At 53.2% G+C, this 22,489-nt stretch carries 27 protein-coding genes; 12 read left to right on the forward strand and 15 right to left on the reverse strand.

All coding sequences use genetic code 11. The features are described from left to right. From ftsY to IQ22_RS09790, 7 genes are all read left to right on the forward strand, one after another. Positions 1–1,061, forward strand: a 1,061-nt coding sequence (gene ftsY / locus IQ22_RS09760) for a signal recognition particle-docking protein FtsY (protein WP_145141203.1), incomplete at its 5' end; no start/stop codon positions are given. Next, a complete protein-coding gene (gene ftsE, locus IQ22_RS09765; RefSeq protein ID WP_145141205.1) occupies positions 1,058–1,729 on the forward strand; it encodes a cell division ATP-binding protein FtsE in 672 nt (223 codons plus the stop codon). The genes ftsY and ftsE, both read left to right, overlap by 4 nt. Then, positions 1,726–2,736: a permease-like cell division protein FtsX gene (gene ftsX / locus IQ22_RS09770; protein ID WP_145141207.1), complete on the forward strand. Its 1,011-nt coding sequence runs from the start codon at positions 1,726–1,728 to the stop codon at positions 2,734–2,736. Before ftsE ends, ftsX begins: the two co-directional genes overlap by 4 nt. A gap of 190 nt (positions 2,737–2,926) precedes the next feature. Further along, the gene (gene rpoH / locus IQ22_RS09775; protein ID WP_145141209.1) at positions 2,927–3,781 is read left to right on the forward strand and encodes an RNA polymerase sigma factor RpoH; all 855 of its coding nucleotides are present in this window, start codon (positions 2,927–2,929) and stop codon (positions 3,779–3,781) included. A 201-nt stretch (positions 3,782–3,982) separates the two neighbouring features. Then, on the forward strand, positions 3,983–4,237 hold the full coding sequence (locus IQ22_RS09780) for a hypothetical protein (protein WP_145141211.1): 255 nt from the start codon (positions 3,983–3,985) through the stop codon (positions 4,235–4,237). Continuing rightward, the gene (locus IQ22_RS09785) at positions 4,234–4,797 is read left to right on the forward strand and encodes a lipocalin family protein (protein ID WP_145141213.1); all 564 of its coding nucleotides are present in this window, start codon (positions 4,234–4,236) and stop codon (positions 4,795–4,797) included. Before IQ22_RS09780 ends, IQ22_RS09785 begins: the two co-directional genes overlap by 4 nt. Positions 4,798–4,811: 14 nt before the next feature. After that, on the forward strand, positions 4,812–5,321 hold the full coding sequence (locus tag IQ22_RS09790; protein ID WP_145141215.1) for a YbhB/YbcL family Raf kinase inhibitor-like protein: 510 nt from the start codon (positions 4,812–4,814) through the stop codon (positions 5,319–5,321). A gap of 43 nt (positions 5,322–5,364) precedes the next feature. Here the strand turns inward: IQ22_RS09790 and IQ22_RS09795 are convergent, their stop codons facing one another. Beyond that, entirely contained in the window at positions 5,365–6,171 is an 807-nt protein-coding gene (locus IQ22_RS09795) for a cysteine hydrolase family protein (protein ID WP_145141217.1), read from the reverse strand. Between the two features lie 47 nt (positions 6,172–6,218). Further along, on the reverse strand, positions 6,219–6,647 hold the full coding sequence (locus IQ22_RS09800; protein ID WP_145141219.1) for a hypothetical protein: 429 nt from the start codon (positions 6,645–6,647) through the stop codon (positions 6,219–6,221). 100 nt (positions 6,648–6,747) lie between these two features. Here IQ22_RS09800 and pip point away from each other — a divergent pair, with 100 nt between their 5' ends. The 4 genes from pip to mdoH all read left to right on the forward strand — a co-directional run bounded on the left by pip (position 6,748) and on the right by mdoH (position 12,457). Then, positions 6,748–7,713, forward strand: a complete 966-nt coding sequence (pip, locus tag IQ22_RS09805) for a prolyl aminopeptidase (protein ID WP_145141221.1) — start codon at positions 6,748–6,750, stop codon at positions 7,711–7,713. Next, positions 7,710–8,147: a D-aminoacyl-tRNA deacylase gene (gene dtd / locus IQ22_RS09810; RefSeq protein WP_145141223.1), complete on the forward strand. Its 438-nt coding sequence runs from the start codon at positions 7,710–7,712 to the stop codon at positions 8,145–8,147. Before pip ends, dtd begins: the two co-directional genes overlap by 4 nt. Positions 8,148–8,385: 238 nt before the next feature. Then, positions 8,386–9,879: a glucan biosynthesis protein G gene (locus IQ22_RS09815; RefSeq protein WP_425298856.1), complete on the forward strand. Its 1,494-nt coding sequence runs from the start codon at positions 8,386–8,388 to the stop codon at positions 9,877–9,879. Next, a complete protein-coding gene (gene mdoH / locus IQ22_RS09820) occupies positions 9,872–12,457 on the forward strand; it encodes a glucans biosynthesis glucosyltransferase MdoH (protein WP_145141225.1) in 2,586 nt (861 codons plus the stop codon). Before IQ22_RS09815 ends, mdoH begins: the two co-directional genes overlap by 8 nt. Positions 12,458–12,873: 416 nt before the next feature. On the opposite strand, the gene IQ22_RS09825 is transcribed toward mdoH, so the two are convergent. From IQ22_RS09825 to ubiE, 9 genes are read right to left on the reverse strand one after another with little or no spacing between them, the layout of a single operon-like run. After that, on the reverse strand, positions 12,874–13,581 hold the full coding sequence (locus IQ22_RS09825) for a 16S rRNA (uracil(1498)-N(3))-methyltransferase (RefSeq protein ID WP_145141227.1): 708 nt from the start codon (positions 13,579–13,581) through the stop codon (positions 12,874–12,876). Further along, the gene (tatC, locus tag IQ22_RS09830) at positions 13,578–14,369 is read right to left on the reverse strand and encodes a twin-arginine translocase subunit TatC (protein WP_145141229.1); all 792 of its coding nucleotides are present in this window, start codon (positions 14,367–14,369) and stop codon (positions 13,578–13,580) included. Before tatC ends, IQ22_RS09825 begins: the two co-directional genes overlap by 4 nt. Then, complete coding sequence (tatB, locus tag IQ22_RS09835) at positions 14,366–14,719, reverse strand: Sec-independent protein translocase protein TatB (protein ID WP_145141230.1); 354 nt, start codon at positions 14,717–14,719, stop codon at positions 14,366–14,368. The genes tatC and tatB overlap by 4 nt, the downstream gene beginning before the upstream one ends. Before the next feature lie 9 nt (positions 14,720–14,728). Further along, positions 14,729–14,971: a twin-arginine translocase TatA/TatE family subunit gene (locus IQ22_RS09840; RefSeq protein WP_145141232.1), complete on the reverse strand. Its 243-nt coding sequence runs from the start codon at positions 14,969–14,971 to the stop codon at positions 14,729–14,731. Between the two features lie 17 nt (positions 14,972–14,988). Continuing rightward, positions 14,989–15,321: a phosphoribosyl-ATP diphosphatase gene (locus tag IQ22_RS09845; RefSeq protein WP_145141234.1), complete on the reverse strand. Its 333-nt coding sequence runs from the start codon at positions 15,319–15,321 to the stop codon at positions 14,989–14,991. After that, positions 15,314–15,715: a phosphoribosyl-AMP cyclohydrolase gene (gene hisI / locus IQ22_RS09850; RefSeq protein ID WP_145141236.1), complete on the reverse strand. Its 402-nt coding sequence runs from the start codon at positions 15,713–15,715 to the stop codon at positions 15,314–15,316. The genes IQ22_RS09845 and hisI overlap by 8 nt, the downstream gene beginning before the upstream one ends. Before the next feature lie 55 nt (positions 15,716–15,770). After that, positions 15,771–17,369, reverse strand: coding sequence for a ubiquinone biosynthesis regulatory protein kinase UbiB (gene ubiB / locus IQ22_RS09855; RefSeq protein WP_145141238.1), 1,599 nt, complete (start codon positions 17,367–17,369; stop codon positions 15,771–15,773). Positions 17,370–17,372: 3 nt separating this feature from the next. Beyond that, positions 17,373–17,990 carry a ubiquinone biosynthesis accessory factor UbiJ gene (locus tag IQ22_RS09860; RefSeq protein WP_145141240.1) on the reverse strand — a complete coding sequence of 206 codons (618 nt, stop codon included), beginning with the start codon at positions 17,988–17,990 and terminating at the stop codon, positions 17,373–17,375. Then, the gene (gene ubiE / locus IQ22_RS09865; protein ID WP_145141242.1) at positions 17,990–18,760 is read right to left on the reverse strand and encodes a bifunctional demethylmenaquinone methyltransferase/2-methoxy-6-polyprenyl-1,4-benzoquinol methylase UbiE; all 771 of its coding nucleotides are present in this window, start codon (positions 18,758–18,760) and stop codon (positions 17,990–17,992) included. The genes IQ22_RS09860 and ubiE overlap by 1 nt, the downstream gene beginning before the upstream one ends. 189 nt (positions 18,761–18,949) lie before the next feature. On the opposite strand from ubiE, the gene IQ22_RS09870 reads away from it, so the two are divergent. Then, positions 18,950–19,228 carry a polyhydroxyalkanoic acid system family protein gene (locus tag IQ22_RS09870; RefSeq protein ID WP_145141244.1) on the forward strand — a complete coding sequence of 93 codons (279 nt, stop codon included), beginning with the start codon at positions 18,950–18,952 and terminating at the stop codon, positions 19,226–19,228. Positions 19,229–19,384: 156 nt separating this feature from the next. Here IQ22_RS09870 and IQ22_RS09875 read toward each other — a convergent pair whose 3' ends face one another. The 4 genes from IQ22_RS09875 to IQ22_RS09890 all read right to left on the reverse strand — a co-directional run bounded on the left by IQ22_RS09875 (position 19,385) and on the right by IQ22_RS09890 (position 22,480). Further along, on the reverse strand, positions 19,385–19,756 hold the full coding sequence (locus IQ22_RS09875; RefSeq protein WP_145141246.1) for a gamma-butyrobetaine hydroxylase family protein: 372 nt from the start codon (positions 19,754–19,756) through the stop codon (positions 19,385–19,387). Between the two features lie 62 nt (positions 19,757–19,818). Next, on the reverse strand, positions 19,819–21,162 hold the full coding sequence (hslU, locus tag IQ22_RS09880) for an ATP-dependent protease ATPase subunit HslU (RefSeq protein ID WP_145141248.1): 1,344 nt from the start codon (positions 21,160–21,162) through the stop codon (positions 19,819–19,821). A 20-nt stretch (positions 21,163–21,182) separates the two neighbouring features. Continuing rightward, complete coding sequence (gene hslV, locus IQ22_RS09885; RefSeq protein ID WP_145141250.1) at positions 21,183–21,713, reverse strand: ATP-dependent protease subunit HslV; 531 nt, start codon at positions 21,711–21,713, stop codon at positions 21,183–21,185. Positions 21,714–21,799: 86 nt separating this feature from the next. Beyond that, positions 21,800–22,480 carry an SPOR domain-containing protein gene (locus tag IQ22_RS09890; protein ID WP_145141252.1) on the reverse strand — a complete coding sequence of 227 codons (681 nt, stop codon included), beginning with the start codon at positions 22,478–22,480 and terminating at the stop codon, positions 21,800–21,802. Positions 22,481–22,489 lie beyond the last annotated feature (9 nt).

Raw genomic sequence — 22,489 nt, forward strand, 5'->3', positions numbered from 1 at the left:
CAGAGCCAGAGCCAGAGCCAGAGCCAGAGCCAGAGCCAGAGCCAGAGCCAGAGCCAGAGCCAGAGCCAGAGCCAGAGCCAGAGCCAGAGCCAGAGGCAGTTGTAGCAGCTGCTGCACCTGAGCCAGCCAAGTTGGGGTTTTTTGCTCGGCTAAAGCAAGGGCTGAGCAAAACCAGTAGCAGTATTGGCGAAGGCATGGCCAGCCTGTTCCTGGGCAAGAAGGCCATCGATGATGATTTGCTGGATGAGCTGGAAACCCGTCTCCTGACAGCAGATGTAGGGGTCGAAGCCACTACGACGATCATGCGTAACCTCACTCAGCGGGTAGCTCGTAAGCAATTGGCTGACAGCGAGGCGCTTTACCGTGCATTACAGGAAGAGTTAACCGGCCTGCTCGTGCCGGTCGAGCAGCCGTTGGTTATCGGCAAGGGACAAGCACCCTTTGTCATTCTGGTTGTAGGTGTCAATGGAGTTGGCAAAACCACTACCATCGGCAAGCTGGCCAAGAAACTACAGCTTGAGGGTAAGAAGGTCATGCTGGCTGCAGGCGATACCTTCCGTGCCGCGGCTGTTGAGCAATTACAAGTCTGGGGCGAGCGCAATCGTATTCCGGTCATCGCTCAACATACAGGAGCAGACTCGGCCTCGGTCATCTTTGATGCTGTTCAGGCGGCCAAGTCCCGCGGTATTGATGTGCTAATCGCCGACACGGCAGGTCGCTTGCATACCAAAGACAACCTTATGGAAGAGCTACGCAAGGTGCGCCGCGTAATAGGCAAACTTGATGAATCCGCTCCTCATGAAACCCTGCTCGTACTTGATGCCGGTACTGGTCAAAACGCCTTGAATCAGGCGAAGCAGTTTCATGCGTCCGTACCGTTGTCCGGTTTGGCGCTAACCAAACTCGACGGCACGGCCAAAGGCGGCGTTATCTTTGCTCTCGCCAAGCAAATGAGTATTCCGATTCGTTATATCGGTGTTGGTGAGGGGATCGACGATTTGCGCGAATTCGAAGCCAAGGCATTTGTACAAGCTCTGTTTGCGGAGCGGGAGACGACATGATTCTTTTCGATCGGGTCAGCAAACGGTACCCGAACGGTCACATTGGCTTGCATGAATTGTCGTTCCGTGCAGAGCGAGGCGAGATATTGTTCATTACTGGGCATTCAGGCGCTGGCAAAAGTACCTTGATGCGCCTGATCCTGGCGATGGAGCGCCCCACCAGCGGTAAGCTGGCCCTGGCGGGGCAGGATATCTCGCGGATCAGCAATGCGCAGATCCCCTTTTTGCGCCGGCAGATTGGCGTAGTGTTCCAAAATCACCAACTGTTATTTGATCGTACGGTATTCGACAATGTAGCCCTGCCGCTGCAAATCCTCGGCTTGTCGAAGGTAGATATCGCCAAGCGGGTTACGGCTGCGCTCGAGCGTGTCAGCTTGAAGGATAAGATCGATGACTATCCGGCCGATTTGTCTACAGGGCAGCAGCAGCGTGTCGGTATCGCCCGCGCAGTGGTGCACCGCCCAGCATTACTTCTCGCAGACGAGCCAACGGGTAATCTCGATCCGCGGCTAGCCTCGGAAATCATGGGTGTATTTGAAGACATTAACAGTCTAGGCACGACCGTGCTGATCGCCAGTCATGACCATGCTCTTATTGCCCGTTTGCGTCATCGCATGCTGACTTTGCAACGCGGCCGGTTGATCGGTGACGAGGAGAGTCCTACATGAGCGCCAAGGAGCTTCCACGGGGCGAAGTGCAAGGTGAAAAGCCGCAACGTCCTAAACACAGCAAGCCTGCTAAGCCCACGAGGGATTGGCGCAGTCCGCTGCATGCCTATTTCGAGGCTCATCGTACCGGTCTTCGCGACAGCTTGTGGCGTATGGCTCGGCAACCAATCGGCAGCTTTTTGACGTGCTTGGTGATGGGAATTGCTTTGGCGCTTCCCATGGGCGTTTCGCTACTGCTCAGCAATGTTGAGCGGCTAGGTGGTTCTTGGCAACGGGCAGCGCAAATCTCAGTATTTCTGGATTTGAATATTCAAGAAGAGCAGGGCAAGCAGTTGCAGGAGCAGATTACTGCACTGCCTGATGTTGTCAATGTCCGCTGGATTGGGCGAGACGAAGCCTTGCAGGAACTGCAGCAGCAGGCTGGGCTGGGCGAGGCGCTAAAAGAGTTACCGGAAAATCCATTGCCTTCAGTCATTTCCGTGACTCCACGTGAAATCGACAAAGGACGTTTGGATATGCTGCGCAGCCAATTGGCTGAATTGCCTGGCGTACAGCAAGTGCAGTTGGATATGCAATGGGTGGAACGGCTCACAGCCATCCTGAAGTTGGGTGAACGCTTCGTTTTTGGGCTGACGGTCATATTGATCGTGGCATTGCTTCTGGTGATTGGTAATACAATTCGTCTGGCAATTGAAAACCGAAGAACCGAAATCGAGGTCATAAAACTGGTAGGCGGTACGGACGGTTACGTACGGCGTCCCTTTTTATATATGGGGGCCCTTTATGGTGTCGGTGCAGGTGTAGCCGCCTGGGGGTTGCTAGCGTTCGGCCTTGACTGGCTGAATGAAGCTGTTATTGATTTGGCCGGACTTTACGGGAGCGATTTCGCCTTGGCGGGCGTTTCGTTCGATGAGGGTATGCAGTTACTCATTGGTGCAATATTGCTGGGCTACATTGGTGCCTGGCTGGCAGTTGCTCGTCATTTAAGAGAGCTGGCGCCCCGCTAAAACCTGAGTTTTAACTTAATAAAAAGCTCTTGTAATTGTTCACTGTGGACTATCAATTCGATTGATAATTAATATCCAACTCGTTGATTTAAAAGGTGAAAAGTTAATTTTTAGGGAACTGTAAGCCCTATTTTATGTCTGATTCTTCAGTGATACACTGCCCTGTGCATAAGTGAATCGGAGGATTCGCATGACCAATTCTCTGCAACCTGTTCCAACATTGGTTCCCGGCGCGAGCCTGGAAGCCTATGTCCACTCGGTCAACAGTATTCCCATGCTGACCCCGGAGCGGGAGCGCGAACTGGCCGAACGCCTCTTTTATCATCAGGATTTAGAGGCGGCGCGGCAAATGGTGCTCGCGCACCTGCGTTTTGTCGTACACATTGCCAAGAGTTATTCAGGCTATGGTCTGGCGCAAGCCGATCTGATTCAGGAAGGCAACGTTGGCCTGATGAAGGCTGTGAAACGCTTTAACCCGGAAATGGGTGTGCGTCTGGTTTCCTTTGCCGTTCACTGGATCAAAGCTGAGATCCATGAGTTTATCTTGCGTAACTGGCGCATTGTGAAAGTGGCTACTACCAAAGCTCAGCGTAAATTGTTTTTCAACCTGCGCAGCCAGAAAAAGCGTTTGGCTTGGCTGAACAATGACGAAGTACATGCGGTTGCGGCTAGTCTGGGTGTCGAGCCACGTGAGGTCCGTGAGATGGAGAGCCGCCTGACTGGCCAGGACATGGCATTTGACCCGGCTTCTGACGCCGACGATGATGCAGCCTTTCAATCTCCGGCCCAATACCTAGAGGACAATCGTTACGATCCGGCTCGTCAATTGGAGGAGTCGGACTGGACCGATAACTCTACGGCTAACCTACATGAAGCCTTAGAAGGCCTGGATGAGCGTAGCCGCGATATTTTGTATCAACGCTGGCTGGCCGAGGAAAAGGCGACGCTGCATGAATTGGCGGCTAAATACAACGTATCGGCCGAGCGTATTCGGCAGCTTGAAAAAAATGCCATGAACAAGCTCAAAGGACGTATCGCCGCATAAGTTAGATATAAATCGGAACCCCGCTTAGGCGGGGTTTTTTATTTCCGCGGGTCAACGAAACGCCGAAAGGTGGACAGGCTCTAACGAGTCGCCAGAAGATATCCCATGGCCGTAATAGCAGTCGGTACCGGGAAGGAAATTGTTAAGGTCAGGTAAGTACCCGCTCTGGTAGGGGCTGCTTTGTCCGATAAGGAGTCAGGAATGACGTTTCGTATATTTGTCATTGGTATCTGCTGTCTGTTCATGGTGGCATGCAGCAAGATTACCCAGGAGAACTACAATCGGCTCAAAGCCGGTCAGAGCAAGACCGAAGTTGAAGAGATACTGGGTAAACCGGCCGACTGCTCAGGAGCGTTGGGCTTGTCGAGTTGTACTTGGGGAGATAAGAATTCATTTATCAGTGTCCAATACGTCAACGATAAAGTCGTCATGTATGCAGGACAGGGGTTGCGATGAAGGCATCTACTAAATGGTTGTTCTTAGCCGGGGCGGTAGGTCTTCTGGCTGCGTGTGCCAGTGCGTCCAAGACGTCTGCACCGCCTGCCACAGTGGGGGCTTTGGATCTTGATCGCTACCAGGGCACTTGGTATGAGTGGGCGCGCCTCCCTATGTTCTTCCAGCGCAACTGTGTCGAGTCGGAAGCGCATTATCGTTTGCGAAGCGATGGCCGCATTGACGTGCTTAATCGCTGCCAGACGCGCTCAGGTGAGTGGGACGAGGCAACAGGTATAGCAGCGCCTATTGCTCCTGGAGTGACTGACCGCCTGGAGGTGCGCTTCGATACATGGTTTAGTGGAGTCTTACCCAACGTAGCTAAAGGGCCTTACTGGGTTCTTTATGTGGATCCGGACTATCAGACGGCCTTGGTGGGTAGCCCAGACAGAAAGTACCTTTGGCTACTGGCGCGCCAGCCTAATGTGATGGCTGCTCCGCGTGATACCTTGCTGCGTATCGCGCATGAGAAGGGCTATGACACGGCTAAACTGGTTTGGAGAGGAGAAACCTCCTCCCAATGAGCATGGAGATAAACATGATCAATACAGATTTCCGCCTATGGACCGAGGCGTTTGCTGATAACGGATTTATGACCAAGCGTCAGGAGTTTGATGTAGAGGCATTCGGTGCATCGGGTGAAAACGTTTCGCCAGCGTTGAGATGGGAAAATCCGCCTGCTGGAACCAAGAGTTTCGCTCTGACCGTTTATGATCCGGATGCGCCGACAGGCAGTGGTTTCTGGCATTGGGTTGTAGCTAATATCCCAGCCGACGTTCGTGAGTTACAGGAGGGCGCAGGTAGTGCGGATGGCAGACTGCTTCCCGCAGATGCCATCCAGGTACGGAATGACTACGGTACAGTAGGTTTTGGTGGTGCTGCACCGCCTAAGGGCGACAAGGCGCACCGCTATATCTTCCAGATTCATGCGTTGGGTGTAGAGCGTTTGCCGTTACCGGAAGATGCTACTAATGCTGTAGCGCGCTTCATGATTCATCTTAATCAGATTTCCTCGGCCGTTTATACCGGTCTATACGCAATTGATTAACTACGGTTTCGTCGTGGTCAGACCGTTCGGGCCTGACCACGATTTACTCTATGCTGTCATGAGTCAGTAGTCGCACTCCACGTGCTTTCATCTCGGCCAGAAACTGTTGCCCTAGCGCTTCGAAACCTGGTACCGCATGACTGCAATCGCACAGCAAAACCAGCTTATGCAAGGCATCGTCACCTAGATGGCTTGCAATGTCTCTTACCGTTCCGGCTACACAATGCGAGAGGGCTTCGCCAGCGATCAGGATGGTTCCTGCTGCTGCCAAACGTTTTAGTAAAGTGAGGTTGGTTTGAGTGCCAGGGTCGTTTGGGTCGATTACTTCCGCGCGGATCGCTGAGTAATGTTCGGTTCCAGGATTGCTTCCCTTGGCAATGAAGTCTACCGCCTTGAGTTGCTCTCGACCCCAGATATGCAAGGCATCGAGTAGGTCGGCTTGCACATTGTGTCCCCAGCTACCGATCAAGCAGTGTTCTGGCCAGATCGTCAGTTGGTAGCGTCCGCCTTCGGCTAGTCTCGTGAGGTAGTCCAGGCTATGGGAGTGTTGTCCTGGGTCACGAGCGCTCCAGCGGCCCTGTTTGAGATCATTCAGGCTGATCACTGTGAATGGAGAAGGTGATAAGCCCGCCTCATCATGCCACCAGTTTGGGTGGGCAATATGCAATGGATGATGTGAGTCAAGCGTTACATGTATGACATCGAGGCGGCTCCCCAGTCGACCAATAAGTTCTGCAACGCGACGTAGATCATCCGTCGCGCCAGGTACAGGCAAACTGGCACCGGAAATATCGCAAAAGTCATTTTGAGGGTCGATGATCAACAGGTGAACGGGGGTGGCTAGTGGCATGTTGAACTCCCGAGGCAGGCTAGCAATAGAGGGTAACCCTTAGAGTGTCATTGCCAGTCCAGGCGCGCTAGTTTCCAGTCGCCTCCTTCTCTCCACCACTCCATTCTGACTCGGTAGTGACGTGCTGCGTCGGGAATCAAGCCTTCCGCACCTGCCAAGCCAACATCGGCATCGGTATAGCCCTTGTTCGTATAGGTTGGGTCGAGCTGACTGTTCTTGCTAAAGGCTAGGATTTTTATTTGACGATAGCGCAGGAACAATCCTGTCATGGTCTGGCGCGCCCATTGCCGGTCGTTCATCTGCTGAGCTAGAAACTGGGGATGTAGCTGGTCGAATACAGCGCTGGTTTTCTTAGCTTCCAGATTAGCCTGCAATTGCTCGACAGCTTTGTCGAGCGCTGCCTGAGGGTCGTCCTGGCAACCGGAAAGAAAAAGAAAGGACAGCAGGAATAAGAGTGGAAAAATGTTAAAACGCATTGAGAGAATTCCTTTTCAATAAGTGGTTAGCGCTATGATGGGTAGAACCGGTCCATAAGACGACAAAGTCGCCATCCAAGCAAGCTTGAGGGGAAGTTTAATGCACAGCCTCTATCCGGAAATTAAGCCCTATGCCCGACACGAGCTCGCAGTAGAAGAGCCTCATACGCTGTATGTTGACGAAAGCGGTTCGCCTGATGGGGTTCCGGTGCTTTTCGTGCACGGTGGCCCAGGGGCCGGCTGCGATGGGCTAAGTCGAAGATTTTTTGATCCGAGCTTGTATCGTATCGTCACGTTCGACCAGCGCGGATGTGGTCGCTCAACGCCTTATGCCAGCCTTGAAAAGAATACAACCTGGGATCTGGTCGCGGATATGGAACGTATCCGAAGCGAGTTAGGCATTGATAAATGGGTGGTCTTTGGTGGGTCCTGGGGTTCTACATTGTCGTTGGCTTACGCCCAGACTTACCCTGAGCGGGTTCATGCCTTGATCCTGAGAGGCATATTCCTCTGTCGTCCCGAAGAGTTTCAGTGGTTCTATCAGGAAGGTGCCAGCCGCCTGTTTCCTGACTATTGGCAGGACTATGTTGCGCCGATTCCAGAGAATGAGCGAGACAACCTGATTCAGGCTTACTACAAGCGTTTGACCAGTTATGACGAGATCGCCCAGATGGGCGCGGCTAAGGCATGGTCATGCTGGGAAGGACGTACGGCCACGTTGCGACCGAGTTCCGATGTTGTGGAGCGCTTCACCGAGCATGCTTTGTCCATTGCCCGGATCGAGTGTCACTATTTTGTCAATAATGCGTTTCTAGAGCCGAACCAGCTCTTAAGAGATATGGATAAGATCGCCCATATTCCCGGGGTCATTGTCCATGGTCGCTACGATGTGATCTGCCCGCTCGAAAATGCTTGGGCGCTGCATAAGGCTTGGCCAAACAGTGAGTTGCAGATCATTCGGGACGCCGGTCATGCAGCAGGGGAGCCGGGGATCTGTGATGCTCTCGTGCGCGCAACTGATAGGATAGGGCGGCAACTGCTCGACCTACCGCCGGAGGCCGAATGAAAGCGTTGATCCAACGTGTCACTGAGGCACGTGTCGATGTCGAGGGGCATACCATAGGGGCTATTGGCCCAGGGCTGCTGGCCTTAATTGGTGTAGAACCCCACGATGATGAGTCAATCAGCGAGCGTATGCTGCACAAGCTACTAAACTATCGCATCTTCAGCGACGAAGCCGGGCGTATGAACCGTTCGCTGAGTGATGTAGGCGGCGGATTGCTCTTGGTGTCTCAATTTACTTTAGTAGCCGACACCCAAAGTGGGATGCGTCCCAGCTTCTCTACTGCAGCACCGCCAGCTCAAGGCGCCGCGTTGTTTGAATATTTGGTTGGCTTGGCACGGTATCGCCACGCTGATGTAGCAACCGGACAATTTGGAGCCGATATGCAGGTTTCGCTGACCAATGATGGCCCAGTAACATTTTTATTGTCTATTTAAGCAAGAGACTCTTACAGGATTTCCTGAAGTGTCTATGATTGCGCAGTTTGAGTGGACGGGCACGACTTGCGCGGAATCATTCTCGAGCTCGTCAGTCCGAGAATTGCTTATCCGTAATGGCCATGCGGTCATTCAACGTATTTGTACGCTGATTAAGGGGGCTGCGTTGTTTTTGAAAATTAATTCTAAGCCAGGTAAGGCTAAAGCCATTGTACTGAGCTTCACGGCCCTTATGGCCATGTTTGGAGCCAAGGCTTGGGCGTTCAGCCTCGATGATGTATCAGCACAGGCCAAAAGCTTGGCCGAGCAGAAGTTCGTTGCGCCCAAGAGCAATCTGCCGGCCGTCTTCCGAGACATGAAGTTCGCGGATTACCAAAAGATTCAATTTCGCCAGGACAAAGCCTACTGGGCTGGCGAGAAAACGCCGTTCGAGTTGAATTTCTACCATCAAGGCATGCATTTCGACGTGCCGGTCAAGCTCAATGAGGTTACGGCAACGGGTGTTCATGAAATCAAGTATGACCCCTCGTTTTTTAACTTCGGCGATCTTACGTTGGATGAGGCCGCACTCAAGGATCTCGGTTTTGCCGGTTTCCGTGTTATGTACCCGCTTAACAAGCCAGACAAACAGGATGAGTTGATGACCCTGCTGGGTGCCAGCTACTTCCGGGTCATCGGTCGCGATCAAGTCTATGGGCTGTCGGCACGTGGTCTGGCTATTGATACAGCGCTGCCTTCTGGGGAGGAGTTTCCACGCTTTCGAGAGTTCTGGATCGAGCATCCGCAGCCTGATCGCCGAAATCTAGTCATCTATGCTCTTCTGGACTCCCCTCGTGCAACGGGCGCTTACCGGTTGGTCGTAACTCCCGGCAGTGACAGTACCGTCGACGTGCAGGCTCGGATTTTCCTCCGTGACAATGTGGGCAAGCTAGGCATCGCGCCGTTGACCAGTATGTATCTCTTTGGATCGAATCAGCCCAGTCCACAGATCAACTATCGCCCCGCATTACATGATTCCAATGGCCTGGCCATTCATGCCGGTAATGGCGAGTGGATCTGGCGCCCCCTCAATAATCCGAAGCGTCTATCGGTCAGTACTTATCAGATCGAGAATCCTAAAGGCTTCGGATTGCTGCAGCGTGGCCGCGACTTTGGTCGTTATGAGGATCTGGATGATCGCTATGACTTGCGCCCTAGCGGCTGGGTAGAAACTAAAGGCGATTGGGGTAAGGGCCGAGTAGAGCTGGTTGAGATCCCAACGCCTGATGAAACCAACGATAACATTGTGGCATTCTGGACACCCGAGAGCTTACCGCCTTTAGGCGAGCCTCTCGATTTGAGCTACCGTCTGCATTTCACTACGGACGAGCCAGCCTTACATTCGCCAGATATCGCCTGGGTTCAGCAGACCCGTCTATCTGTAGGTGATGTGAAACAGCCGAACCTGATTCGTCAGCCGGACGGCAGCACAGCCTTCATTATTGACTTTGCAGGGCCTGTATTGAAAAACCTGCCTGAGAACACTCAAGTGGCCTCTCAGGTAAGCCTCAATGAAAATGGTGAGCTGGTCGAAAATACGATTCGCTACAACCCTGTTACTAAGGGATGGCGTCTAACCTTGCGCTTGAAAGTAAAAGACCCAACCAAACCTGTTGAAATGCGCGCGGCGTTAGTGGAAGGCGACAAAACGCTGACCGAAACGTGGAGCTATCAGTTACCTGCCAATGAATAACCCAAACGATGTAAACCCGGTCGAAACCTACCTCGAGCGCTTACCGCTCGAGGATGTTAATCGTCGTGCACTGGCTGATAACCGCATGGATACTCTTCATGCGGCATTGGGTGGCGTTGCCGTGGCATCGGCAGAGCCGGCACTGGATTCTGTCGAGACCCGCCTGAAAATGGGGTGGGGGCATGCGATCCAAGAGGGTCAACTGCTGACGACGGATGCTCAAGGCCACGTTACCTTGAAAACCATGCCGCCTATTACGCGCTCTCAGATGCTTCCTGAGCCCTGGCGTACCAATCCGGTTGTGCGGATGTGGCATCGTCTGTTAGGGCGTAAAGAAGAAACGCGTATCGCGCCTGATGAGGAGGCCGACACTCACGCTCACTGGCGTAAAGTGGGTGCTTTCCGCCGCTTCATCCTGTTGATCTTGATGTTGGTACAGACGGGTGTTGCAACGTGGTATATGAAAGCCGTTTTGCCATACCAAGGATGGGCGCTAGTTGATTTGCAGGAAGTAATAGGGCAAGGGTTCTTGGAGTCTGCCCGTCAGGTGCTTCCTTATATCCTTCAGACCAGCATCCTATTGTTGTTTGCCATACTGTTCTGCTGGGTCTCAGCAGGCTTCTGGACAGCCCTGATGGGCTTCTGGCAGTTGTTGGGCGGGCGTGACAAGTACAGTATTTCTGCCAGTACGATAGGCAACGAGACCATTGAGCCCAATGCGCGTACAGCGCTTGTAATGCCTATTGCCAATGAAGATGTGGCTCGTGTATTCGCGGGCTTAAGAGCAACCTACGAGTCCGTAGCTGCCACTGGGCAACTCGAGCATTTCGACTTCTTCATTCTTAGCGATAGTAACAACCCAGACAAATGTGTAGCTGAGCAGAAGTCCTGGCTTGAGTTATGCGAGGCCGTAAAGGGGTATGGCAAGATTTTCTATCGTCGCCGTCGCCGTCGGGTGAAACGTAAAAGCGGCAATATCGATGATTTTTGCCGTCGGTGGGGTAGCCAGTATCGCTATATGGTGGTTCTTGATGCCGATAGCGTTATGAGCGGTGAGTGTTTGACCAGTCTGGTTCGCCTGATGGAAGCCAATCCACGTGCGGGTATTATCCAAACAGCACCCAAAGCCTCAGGTATGGATACACTCTATGCCCGTCTTCAGCAGTTTGCGACACGGGTTTACGGCCCGCTGTTCACCGCTGGACTGCATTTCTGGCAGTTGGGAGAGTCCCATTATTGGGGGCATAACGCAATTATCCGGATCAAGCCCTTCATAGAGCATTGCGCTTTGGCGCCCTTGCCGGGCAAGGGTTCTTTTGCCGGAGCGATCCTTTCCCATGATTTTGTCGAGGCAGCATTGATGCGTCGGGCGGGTTGGGGAGTATGGATTGCCTATGACTTGCCTGGTAGTTACGAAGAATTACCTCCTAACCTGCTGGATGAACTCAAGCGTGATCGCCGCTGGTGCCATGGCAATTTGATGAATTTCCGGTTGTTTTTGGTTAAAGGTATGCATCCAGTGCATCGGGCAGTATTCCTGACAGGGGTAATGTCTTACCTGTCGGCGCCGCTATGGTTCTTGTTCCTGGTGCTTTCGACCGCACTATTGGCAGTCCATACCCTGCTTGAGCCGCAGTACTTTTTTCAGCCACGCCAGTTATTCCCGGTTTGGCCGCAGTGGCATCCTGAACAGGCAATCGCCTTGTTCTCGACGACGTTGATTTTACTGTTCCTGCCCAAGTTGCTTAGTGTGATCCTTATTTGGGCTAAGGGTGCTAAAGAGTTTGGCGGAGGCTTTAAACTGCTCTGTTCCATGCTTTTGGAAATGCTGTTCTCGGTGCTGTTGGCACCGGTGCGCATGCTTTTCCATACGGTTTTCGTCACGGCAGCGTTTCTTGGATGGTCCGTCCAGTGGAATTCACCTCAGCGTGATGATGATGCAACGCCTTGGGGCGAAGCCTTTCGGCGGCATGGTTCACAGATGCTTTTAGGTATTATCTGGACAGCAGGGGTCGCTTGGTTGGATCCACGCTTTTTATGGTGGCTCTCACCGATTGTTGTTTCGCTTATTCTTTCGGCATTTGTTTCTGTAATTTCCAGCCGGACCAACTATGGTCTAGCCACGCGTCGCTCGAAGCTGTTTCTAATACCCGAGGAGTACAATCCGCCACGAGAGTTAGTGGCTACGGAGGAATATCTGCAACAGAACAACCAGACGCTGTTGCGCCATGGTTTCCTTCAGGCAGTGGTAGATCCGCTAGTTAATGCATTGGCATGTGGTATGGCCAAAGCACGACATGCCAAGGTAGTACCCCAGGCGGAGGCGTTGCGTAGCCTGCGTGTGGAGCGAGTATTGAAAGACGGCCCTGATGCGCACTCGGATGCCCAATGGGCAATCTTGAGTGATCCCTTGGGTATGGCGCGTCTGCATCAGCATGTTTGGCAGTCGGCTGAGATACGGGAGCGCTGGTTAAGTGCCTACCGCCATGTTTTGCCAGCGCCTATGGCACATACTAATTCGGACGTTGCTCTCAATACAGTTGCTACCTCCTCATTAACGCCTAATCCGACTCGGTAGTCAGATCAAGGGATTAGCAAAAAGGCCTGGCTTAAACCCAGGCCTTTTTGCTTTAGCTTGCGACAACCACTGTAGATCTAAACGCTTTTTTCAGGCGAACCTAAACTGCTTGTTCCGTTAATCCTGGTAGAAAAGAAGCGTTTAGACGGTCCAGGTTTTTCTTAAAGATGTCCTTGTTAACTTAATATCGGACATATGAAGAGTGGACTTATTAGAGGCTAAAACGGTGACTAAAACTTAGGGCTCGTAATCACCGTATAAGGCATCTGCATGCTTTGTTGAGTTCAGCATATAGCGTGCCGCGTGGCTTTTATGAGCAGGCAAGGTTTTACGAGGAGTTACAGAGAAGCCTGAGGGAAAAGAATAAGATAAGGCAACATACTTAGAGTCAATCTAGAGCTAGCAGCTCACTAAAGTCAGAACAGACGTGCCAAAAGCGCCGTCACGGCATTTTCCACGCGTAAGATACGCTCACCGAGCTGGACTGGTTGCAGGCCCGCTTCTTGGAGCTTTTCGATCTCATAGGGAATCCAGCCGCCTTCCGGGCCAATAGCGAGTGTAACGGGACCTGTAACTGCACGAGGGCAGGCAGCGTAGGGACCGGGGTGGCCAACGAGGCCAAGCGTTTCGCAGGTAAGCTCTGGTAGTCGATCTTCGGCGAAGGGTTTGAAGCGCTGCTCGATAATGATTTCGGGTAATACGGTATCCCGGCCTTGTTCCAGCCCAAGAAGCAATTGTTCCCGTGTGGCATCAGGCTCTAAAAAAGGCGTTTGCCAGAAGCTTTTCTCTACTCGATAACTATTGAGCAAGATGAGGCGAGGAACCCCCATGGCTGCTACATTCTGCAGGATTCTCCGAAGCATTTTAGGGCGGGGAAGGGCCAGTATCAGTGCCAGCGGAAGCTTAGGAGGAGGGAGTTGGTCGAGGCTTACACTCAAGCGGGCATGGCGGTCATTGATTTCAATAACCTGTCCTTTGCCCATTCGGCCATTCACTTGCCCTACACGAAGCGTATCTCCTTGTGTTGCGCGATGTACCTCATTGAGATGCTGCAATCGACGCCCCTGAAGAACGACTTCATCAACGCTGACAAAATCGTCTGTTTCAAGCAGAAGTAGATTCATGGATGCGTCGCAGGGGGCTGATCTTCCTGAGTATCTTTTTTCTCATCAGGATCACGTTTACGTACCAAGCGGCCAAATACCAAGCCGACTTCAAACAGAAGCCACATGGGGATAGCTAGCATGGTCTGTGATAGTACGTCAGGTGGTGTAAGAATCATGCCCACTACAAAACAGCCGACGATAACATAGGGGCGGATCTTCTGAAGATAGGCGACATCGACGATACCTATCCAGATTAATAAAACAGTAGCTACAGGAATTTCAAAGGCTAAGCCAAAGGCAAAAAATAGGGTCAGAATGAAGTCCAGATAGCTGTTCAGATCCGGCATCATCATCGCGCCTTCAGGCGTAATGCTGGAAAAGAAATGGAAGATCACTGGAAATACCAGAAAATACGCAAAGGCCATTCCTGCGTAGAAGAGCAGAATGCTGGAAATCAAAAGCGGCAAGGCTACGCGCTTCTCATGCTTGTACAAACCCGGTGCGATAAAGCTCCATACCTGATGAAGGATGACCGGCATGGCCAAAAATAGAGAGACGACTAGCGTTAGCTTGAAAGGGGCCAGGAACGGCGACGTAACATCCGTCGATATCATGGTGGCTCCTTCCGGTAGGAAGCGCCTGATCGGTTCCGAAGCGAAGGCATAGATCTTTTGGGCGAAATAAAATAGGCCTGCAAAGATCAGAAAAGTAGCCAGCACGCAACGCAGCAAGCGCGAGCGCAGTTCGGTCAAGTGTGAGACCAGGGGCATTTCCTGATCTTCATAGTCGGGCTTTTGTTCGCTCATGGGGTTCGCGGAGGAAGGGGCGTATCCTTGGGTTCGGGCGGTAACGTCGGGCCGGCAGTAGGAGCCGGTGGCCCGGTGGTTACTTCACCAGAAGTGGCGGGCGTGTTGCTCGAGTCAGTCTGCTTCTCGCGCTTTTCCCAGGACAGCAGATTTTCGTTATGCAGCTGCCGGCGTATCTCGTCGGCACCGATTTCCCGCTCGACTTCCTGGCGGATCGTATTAAAGCTGCGTTTCAAGCGCCCGATCCATAGACCCGCCGTCCGGGCAGCGCCGGGCAAACGTTCGGGGCCTAGTACCAACAAGGCTACTAGGCCAATCAGGACTAATTCACTGAAGCCGATACCAAACATGAAGTGGGCTCAATCCTTACGGGCAGGCTCTTCGACCTTGTGATGGTGCGCGTCAATAGTATGAGGCTGATTGAGCGGAGGGGCAGGCTTGGTATCCTGCGGCTTGTCTTCCTCGTCGGTATTAACCGCCTTACGAAAGCCCTTAATCGCTTCGCCTACGTCCGATCCCAGATGTTTCAGGCGCTTGGTCCCAAAGACCAGCACAACTACGATCAGAATGACGATCCAGTGTTTCCAGTCAAAAATTCCCATCACGTTACCTCATCAAATCAGGAGTTAGAGCGGGCTGCCTTTTCAGTATGCCCGGACAGGCCAAAACGCCGGTCCAATTCGTCGAGTACCGCCTGTGGATGCTGGCCTAGAGCGGCCAACATGACCAAGCTATGAAACCAAAGGTCTGCCGTTTCGTAGATAAGGTCGGTTGAATCGCCGGTACTGGCTGCATCTTTGGCTGCCAGAATGGTTTCTATGGATTCCTCGCCTACCTTTTCAAGAATTTTGTTCAAACCCTTATGATACAGGCTGGCCACATAAGAACTTTCAGGTGCCGCTCCCTTACGGGACTCAAGCACTTCGGCAATCCGGTCTAACGTTTCACTCATGGCCGTGTCCTGCAACGTAAATAGCATGTGGATCTTTCAATACAGGCTCCACGGTTACCCACTGGCCTTTTTCGAACGTGCGATAGAAACAGCTTTCACGTCCAGTATGACAGGCAATGCCGCCAATCTGCTCAACCACGAGGATGACTACATCCGCGTCACAGTCCAGACGCAATTCGTGAAGTTTCTGGATATGCCCTGACTCTTCGCCCTTGCGCCATAGCTTACCGCGCGAACGTGACCAATAAATGGCACGATTTTCAGCTACCGTCAAAGCCAAGGCCTCACGGTTCATCCAAGCCATCATGAGCACACGACCGGTCCGGTAGTCTTGGGCGATTGCCGGTACCAGCCCGTCGGCGTTCCACTCTATTTCTTCAAGCCAGTCTTTCATCGTTTACCCGGCGCTTTGTTCAGAAGTCTAGTCTGCCAGTACCTGGCGATACTGCCTACCCACGAATAATCAGATACAACCCGCTGACTAGCATTATCCAGGCTGGCCAACCTTCTGGAGTTGACTGCAGACCCGTTTGAAAGGCACCGCCCAGCAAGGCAATGCCAATAACCTTCGGCAGCCAGGCATTCTCTCTTCTGTCCCAGGGGCGCGGAGGATCATTGCGGTGGGGGTGGGTGATGCGTTCGAGCGTATCACGAGTCATCTGAGCCAGGTGTGGGATCTGCTCAATCTGTTGCTGCATGTTACGCAATACCTGAACGGGGCCCATTCGTTCACGCATCCACTTTTCGAGGTAGGGCTTGGCCGTTGTCCAGAGATCAAGGTCCGGATAAAGCTGACGTCCAAGTCCTTCGATATTCAACAAGGTTTTTTGCAGGAGTACGAGTTGCGGCTGGATTTCCATATTGAAACGACGGGCTACTTGAAACAGGCGCAGCAGCAACTGACCAAAGGAAATGTCTTTCAACGGTTTTTCGAAAATGGGTTCGCACACTGTGCGGATCGCTGCCTCGAACTCGTTGACCTGAGTATTCGCCGGTACCCAGCCTGAATCAATGTGCAACTGCGCCACTTTGCGATAGTCGCGTTGGAAGAATGCCATCAAATTGCGGGCAAGGTAGTTCTGGTCCTGCGGGGTCAGGCTGCCAATGATACCGCAGTCCACAGCGATGTACTGTGGGTCCCAGGGACGAGTCGTACTGACAAAAATATTGCCTGGGTGCATGTCGGCATGAAAAAAACTGTCCCGGAAAACCTGGGTAAAGAAGATTTCCACACCGCGCTCAGCCAACCGTTTTAGGTCGGTACGCTGATCCTGTAAGGCCGCCATATTGGTAACTGGAATACCGTAGATCCGCTCCATGACCAATACTCGAGGACGGCACCAGTCCCAGTAAACCTGAGGTACGTAAAGCAGCGGTGAGTCTTCAAAGTTGCGGCGCAGCTGACTTGAATTAGCTGCTTCGCGAAGTAGATCAAGCTCATCGTAAATCGTTTTTTCATAATCGGTAACGACCTCGACGGGATGCAGACGGCGGGCCTCGGCCGATACTCGTTCGGCCAGACGGGCTAAAATGAATAGCCAGGCCAGGTCTTGAGCAATGATCGGCTTAAGGCCAGGGCGAACTACCTTAACGACAACTTCTTCGCCAGTCCTTAACTGTGCTGCATGCACCTGTGCTACCGATGCCGAGGCCAGCGGTTGACGGTCAAAGCGGCTGAACGCCTGCATGAGAGGAACACCTAGTTGCGACTCAATCAAGGCGACTGCCTGGTCGGCAGGGAAGGGAGGTACCTTGTCCTGCAAATACATGAGCTCGTTGGCGACATCTTCGGGCAGTAGGTCCCGGCGTGTTGACAGGATCTGTCCGAACTTGATGAAAACCGGCCCCAGGCCTTCTAGCGCGAGACGCAGGCGTGCGCCACGAGGCAAGCTTTTACGAGGCCGTGGCAGCCATCGCCATGGCATGAAATAGCCGGTCAGGCGTAGATACCAAGGCAGTGGAAGTGCATAGACAAGGTCATCCAGGCGGTAGCGGATGACAACAAGAAAAATGCGTAACAAGCGGCGAAGGGCGGCGAACAGCTTCATGCGTTAGGTACGTCTGCGTTGTGCAAGGCGCTCTAAACGCGCCTCGAGTCGATCGACAGCCAGGCGCAAAGCATCTATTTCGGCGAAGCGTGCTTCACCTTCACGTCTGCCTACTAGCGTGCGGCTCTCTTCTGCCAGCCAGTCAGACAGGCTCCGCTGCAGGCTGGCTTGGCTTTGTTTTGTCCAGTCGCCCGTATTGCGGGCAAAACGACCAATCAGCGCGGCACCAACGGGGCCAAGCCAGCGGGACAATTCGTACTCCCAGTCCAATTCAAGACCTTGCAGAATGTCAGAGAGTTCGATCAATGCAGTGCTATCACCCTCAAGGATGACGTCGTCACTGTGTAGAATGGCCGTTTTGTTTTGAGCCAACGCCAATTGAGTCAGGCGCGTCATGGGCGCACGTATAGTACAGTCGACATCGGCCTCGTGATGAGCAGCAATATGAAGGCCATCGCCTGCTGGCAGTAGAAACAAGCGAAAGGCGGGCGCTGGACAATCGATAGCAATAACAGTGCCTTGAAGGGCAGCCAGGCGTGTCAACGCCACGGCGTCCATAGCGAGCACTGAATTAAGACCGCGTTCGAAGGCGGCCAGAACGGCCTGGGTTAGGACAATCATCAGGGTTTTATGCCGCGATGCAAGGCTACGATACCGCCAGTCATATTGTGATAAGTGACGCGTTCGAAGCCTACGTTTTCCATCATGGCCTTGAGGGTATTCTGGTCCGGATGCATGCGGATCGACTCGGCTAGATAACGATAGCTGGCCGAGTCGTTGGCAATCAACTTGCCCATCAGAGGCAGGAAACTGAACGAATACGCGTCGTAAGCTTTAGAGAGCAACGTACTGGTTGGCTTGGAGAACTCGAGGACCAGCAATCGACCGCCGGGCTTGAGTACACGGAGCATGGACGCAATGGCTTCGTCCTTGTGGGTGACATTGCGCAGACCAAAGGCAATCGTCACGCAGTCAAAATAGTTATCGGGAAAAGGTAGCTTCTCCGCGTCCGCCTGAACGAAACGCACATTGTGAGCTACTCCTTTATCTAATAAGCGGTCACGCCCGACCTTGAGCATCGAGTCGTTGATGTCGGCCAGTACAACCTCGCCACTCGGGCCTACCAAGCGTGAGAACTGCTTGGTCAAATCACCCGTACCGCCCGCGATATCTAGTACTCGATTGCCGCTGCGCACACCTGACAGCTCGATGGTGAAGCGCTTCCACAGGCGATGGATGCCCATGGACATCAGATCATTCATCACATCGTACTTGGCGGCAACGGAATGAAAAACCTCGGCGACTTTATGAGCCTTCTGGCTTTCCGGCACGCTTTGGTAACCGAAGTGGGTGACGGGATCGGCCTCGGGGCCCTTGCGCTGATCGCTCATGACGCTTCACCTGCATTTGAATAGACGCTCATTCTAGCAGTGCTAATGTGCCCTGATGTCGATTCATGCGCTAGAAAATCGGATAAAAAGGCTATTGCTGGATTGGGTGCCGTACGTATTGTGCCAAAGGCTTGGCGGGTCATGTCGCCCTCGCCTATAGTCGCGAAATTATTTTTGGAGCCTTTTTCTATGTCACAAATTCGTATTGAACGTTCCCATTCTCTAGGACGGGAAAACGCCCGTGCCAAGGCCGTTGCCCTGGCTGACAAACTGACCCGTGATTACGGGGTAGAGTGCCGTTGGGAGGGTGATACGCTAGAATTTTCCCGTAGCGGCGTTGATGGGCGTATCGAAGTAGGTGACGACACCGTTCGTGTCGATGCCACTTTGGGCTTTTTCTTTTCTGCCATGAGCTCCCAGATCGAGCGCGAGATTGAGAAAAAGCTGGATAAAGCCCTTCAGGCCTGAGAAAGCTGGGCACTCTTAAACGTGCTCACCAGCGTTAGAATATTCTGAACGCCAAGCTGATCTGCATATTTTCTTACGCTACTCAGGCTTCAGGAGTATTGAATTAGGGCCATCAAGATCGGTTTCTGCCGCGGTAGATGGCTTTTCAGTCTTGCGTCAAAGCATAAGTTTGACGACTGAAACGTCAGGGTCTCGTGACTTGCCTTCCCGGGCCAGTGCAAATAGGTACTCGGCCCACATCTGTTCCTGATTCCTACCCATCTCGTACAAATAATCCCACGTGAAGAGGCCGCTGTCGTGACCATCATCAAAAGCGATTTTCAGAGCATATTGGCCGGCAGGTTCCACTTGGCTGATCCCTACGTTCTTCTTGCCAAATTGCAGTACGGGATTACCGTGCCCCTGCACCTCCGCTGAGGGTGAGTGCACGCGAAGGAACTCGGCTGGCAACGTAAAGGTTGCATCGTCGTACTGTACGGTAAGAGTCTTGGATGCTTTATGTAGCTGAATAGCAGTAGGCAAGCGCATGGAGAAGTTCCGAGAAAGAGGCTCGCAGCCATCAGGCTGCGAGCGGTAGGCTGTCAGGGCGCTTATAGAATATAGCGTGACAAGTCCTCGTCTTGTGCCAGTTCGCCAAGGTGGTTGTTAACGTAGCCGGCATCGATACGGATAGGCGCTCCATTTTGCTGGGTAGCCATGTCTGCTGCACTAAAGGAAACTTCCTCCAGTAGGCGTTCGAGCAGGGTATGCAGCCGGCGCGCACCGATGTTTTCAGTCTTCTCGTTGACCTGCCAGGCGATCTCGGCGATTCGGCTGATACCGTCGGGAGCGAACTCGACTTCCAGGCCTTCAGTTTTGAGAAGCTCACGGTACTGCTCGGTAAGCGAAGCGTGGGGCTCGGTCAGAATACGCTCGAAATCCTTAGGCGTTAGTGCTTTCAACTCGACGCGAATCGGCAGACGGCCCTGGAGCTCCGGTACCAGATCGCTAGGTTTGGACAGGTGAAACGCTCCTGATGCAATGAACAGGATATGATCCGTTTTAACCATGCCTAGCTTGGTATTGACGGTACAGCCTTCGATCAAAGGCAATAAATCGCGCTGTACCCCTTCACGGGAAACATCGGCACCGCTGGTGTTGCCGCGCTTCGCTACCTTGTCGATTTCATCAATGAAGACGATGCCGTTCTGCTCTACGGCTTCCAGCGCACGGCCTTTGAGCTCCTCCTCATTGACCAGACGAGCTGCTTCTTCATCACGGATCAGTTTGAAGGCTTCTTTAACCTTAAGCTTGCGAGACTTCATCTTGCCTTTATTAAGGCCGGAGAAGAGATTTTGCAGTTGACTGGTCATCTCCTCCATACCTGGCGGCGTCATGATTTCAATACCGGCAGGCGCTTCCGCTACTTCGATATCGATTTCCTTGTCGTCAAGCTGGCCTTCACGCAGACGCTTGCGAAACAGCTGCCGTGTACTGGAGTCTTCGTTGCGTACAGGCTCCTCGCTGAAGCCCACCGAGCGTGCCGGTGGCAACAGAGCATCCAGGATACGCTCCTCGGCAGCATCTTCGGCGCGATGGCGAACCTTGACCATCTCCTGCTCGCGCAGCATCTTCACAGCAGCATCTGCAAGGTCACGAATGATGGATTCCACATCACGTCCGACGTAGCCCACCTCGGTAAATTTAGTAGCTTCAACCTTGAGGAAAGGGGCATTGGCCAGTTTGGCCAGGCGGCGAGCGATTTCGGTTTTGCCGACCCCGGTTGGGCCGATCATAAGGATATTCTTGGGCGTTACCTCGGCACGAAGCTCCAGAGGCAACTGCATCCGCCGCCAGCGGTTGCGCAAGGCAATGGCCACGGCGCGCTTAGCGTCGTCCTGACCGATGATGTGACGATTAAGTTCGTGAACGATTTCACGTGGTGTCATTGACATGTCTTTGCTTCCGGCTGGACTTAGGACGCAGTGTCCAGTTCTTCGATAGTCTGGTTGCGGTTGGTGAAAACGCAAATATCGCCCGCAATGTTCAAAGCTGTTTCAGCAATTTCACGCGCACTGAGCTCGGTATGCTGCAGTAGGGCGCGAGCAGCTGCCTGGGCAAAGGGGCCTCCTGAGCCCATGGCGATCAAGTCTTCTTCAGGCTCAACGACATCGCCGTTGCCTGTAATGATCAGAGAGGCGTCTTTGTTGGCAACAGCCAGCATGGCTTCCAGACGGCGCAGCGCGCGGTCAGTACGCCAGTCCTTTGCTAGTTCTACGGCGGCACGCACCAAATGGCCCTGATGCTTCTCCAGCTGCTGCTCGAACCGTTCAAACAGCGTGAACGCATCGGCAGTACCACCTGCGAAGCCAGCCAGTACCTGGCCGTGATAAAGACGACGGACCTTGCGTGCATTCCCTTTCATGACGGTATTGCCCAGGGAAACCTGGCCGTCGCCGCCCATCACGACTTTGCCGTTGCGGCGCACTGATACGATAGTGGTCAAGAGTGTTCTCCTGCTATGCCTTTAGGCGTTTGCCGGAGATATGGGGACGGCTGACAAAAGCTTCAAGCCTTACCAGCCGTCAGATGTTACCGAGCTTGTCGCTGTTGCAGCAGTAGACTCTTAAAGCCGTTGCTGGCCAATTGCTTTTGGGCCTGGGTAAGTTTGTTACGATCCGAGTAAGGCCCAACCAGTACCCGATACCAAGTCTCATCCTTGACCCTGCCGGATTCTACACGCACATCCTGACCGAACAGAATGATCTGCGCACGGACCCGATCGGCGTCCGCCTGGGTGCGAAACGAGCCGGCTTGCAGGAAGAACAGGGTAACCGGTGGTGCAGCACCTGGCTTAACAGGTTGTGCTGGCACCGCTGAACTTACCGGAGCAGCTGGTTGCGTTGGTGGAGCAACCGGAGTAGTCGGGTTGGGGTTGGGTGCTGGTGGAGTAGACGCCGTTGGTGTCTGCGGTACGGCATCTGGAGGTACGATTACCTCTGACTCTGGCAATAACGTATAGAAATCATACTTTGGCTTGACCGGAGTCGGAGTGGGTGCTTCGGTTTTCGGCTTGCTTTTCGCCTGAGCGGCTTCCTCAACCTTGGCCCGGCGTACGGCATCGCTTCCCGGCTCAAGCTTCATCAGGAAAACCACAAAGCCGCCAATGGCCAGCCCTGAGGCTAGCCAGACCCAGCCGGGGATCGGCTGGCGTTTGGCTGCGGGCTGGTTACGGCTGGCGCCTCGCTTGGGTGCTGCTTTCTTTGCTGCCATAAGGATCCG

The sequence above is a fragment of the Pseudomonas duriflava genome (assembly GCF_007830155.1).
GTDB classification, from domain to species: Bacteria; Pseudomonadota; Gammaproteobacteria; order Pseudomonadales; family Pseudomonadaceae; genus Chryseomonas; species Chryseomonas duriflava.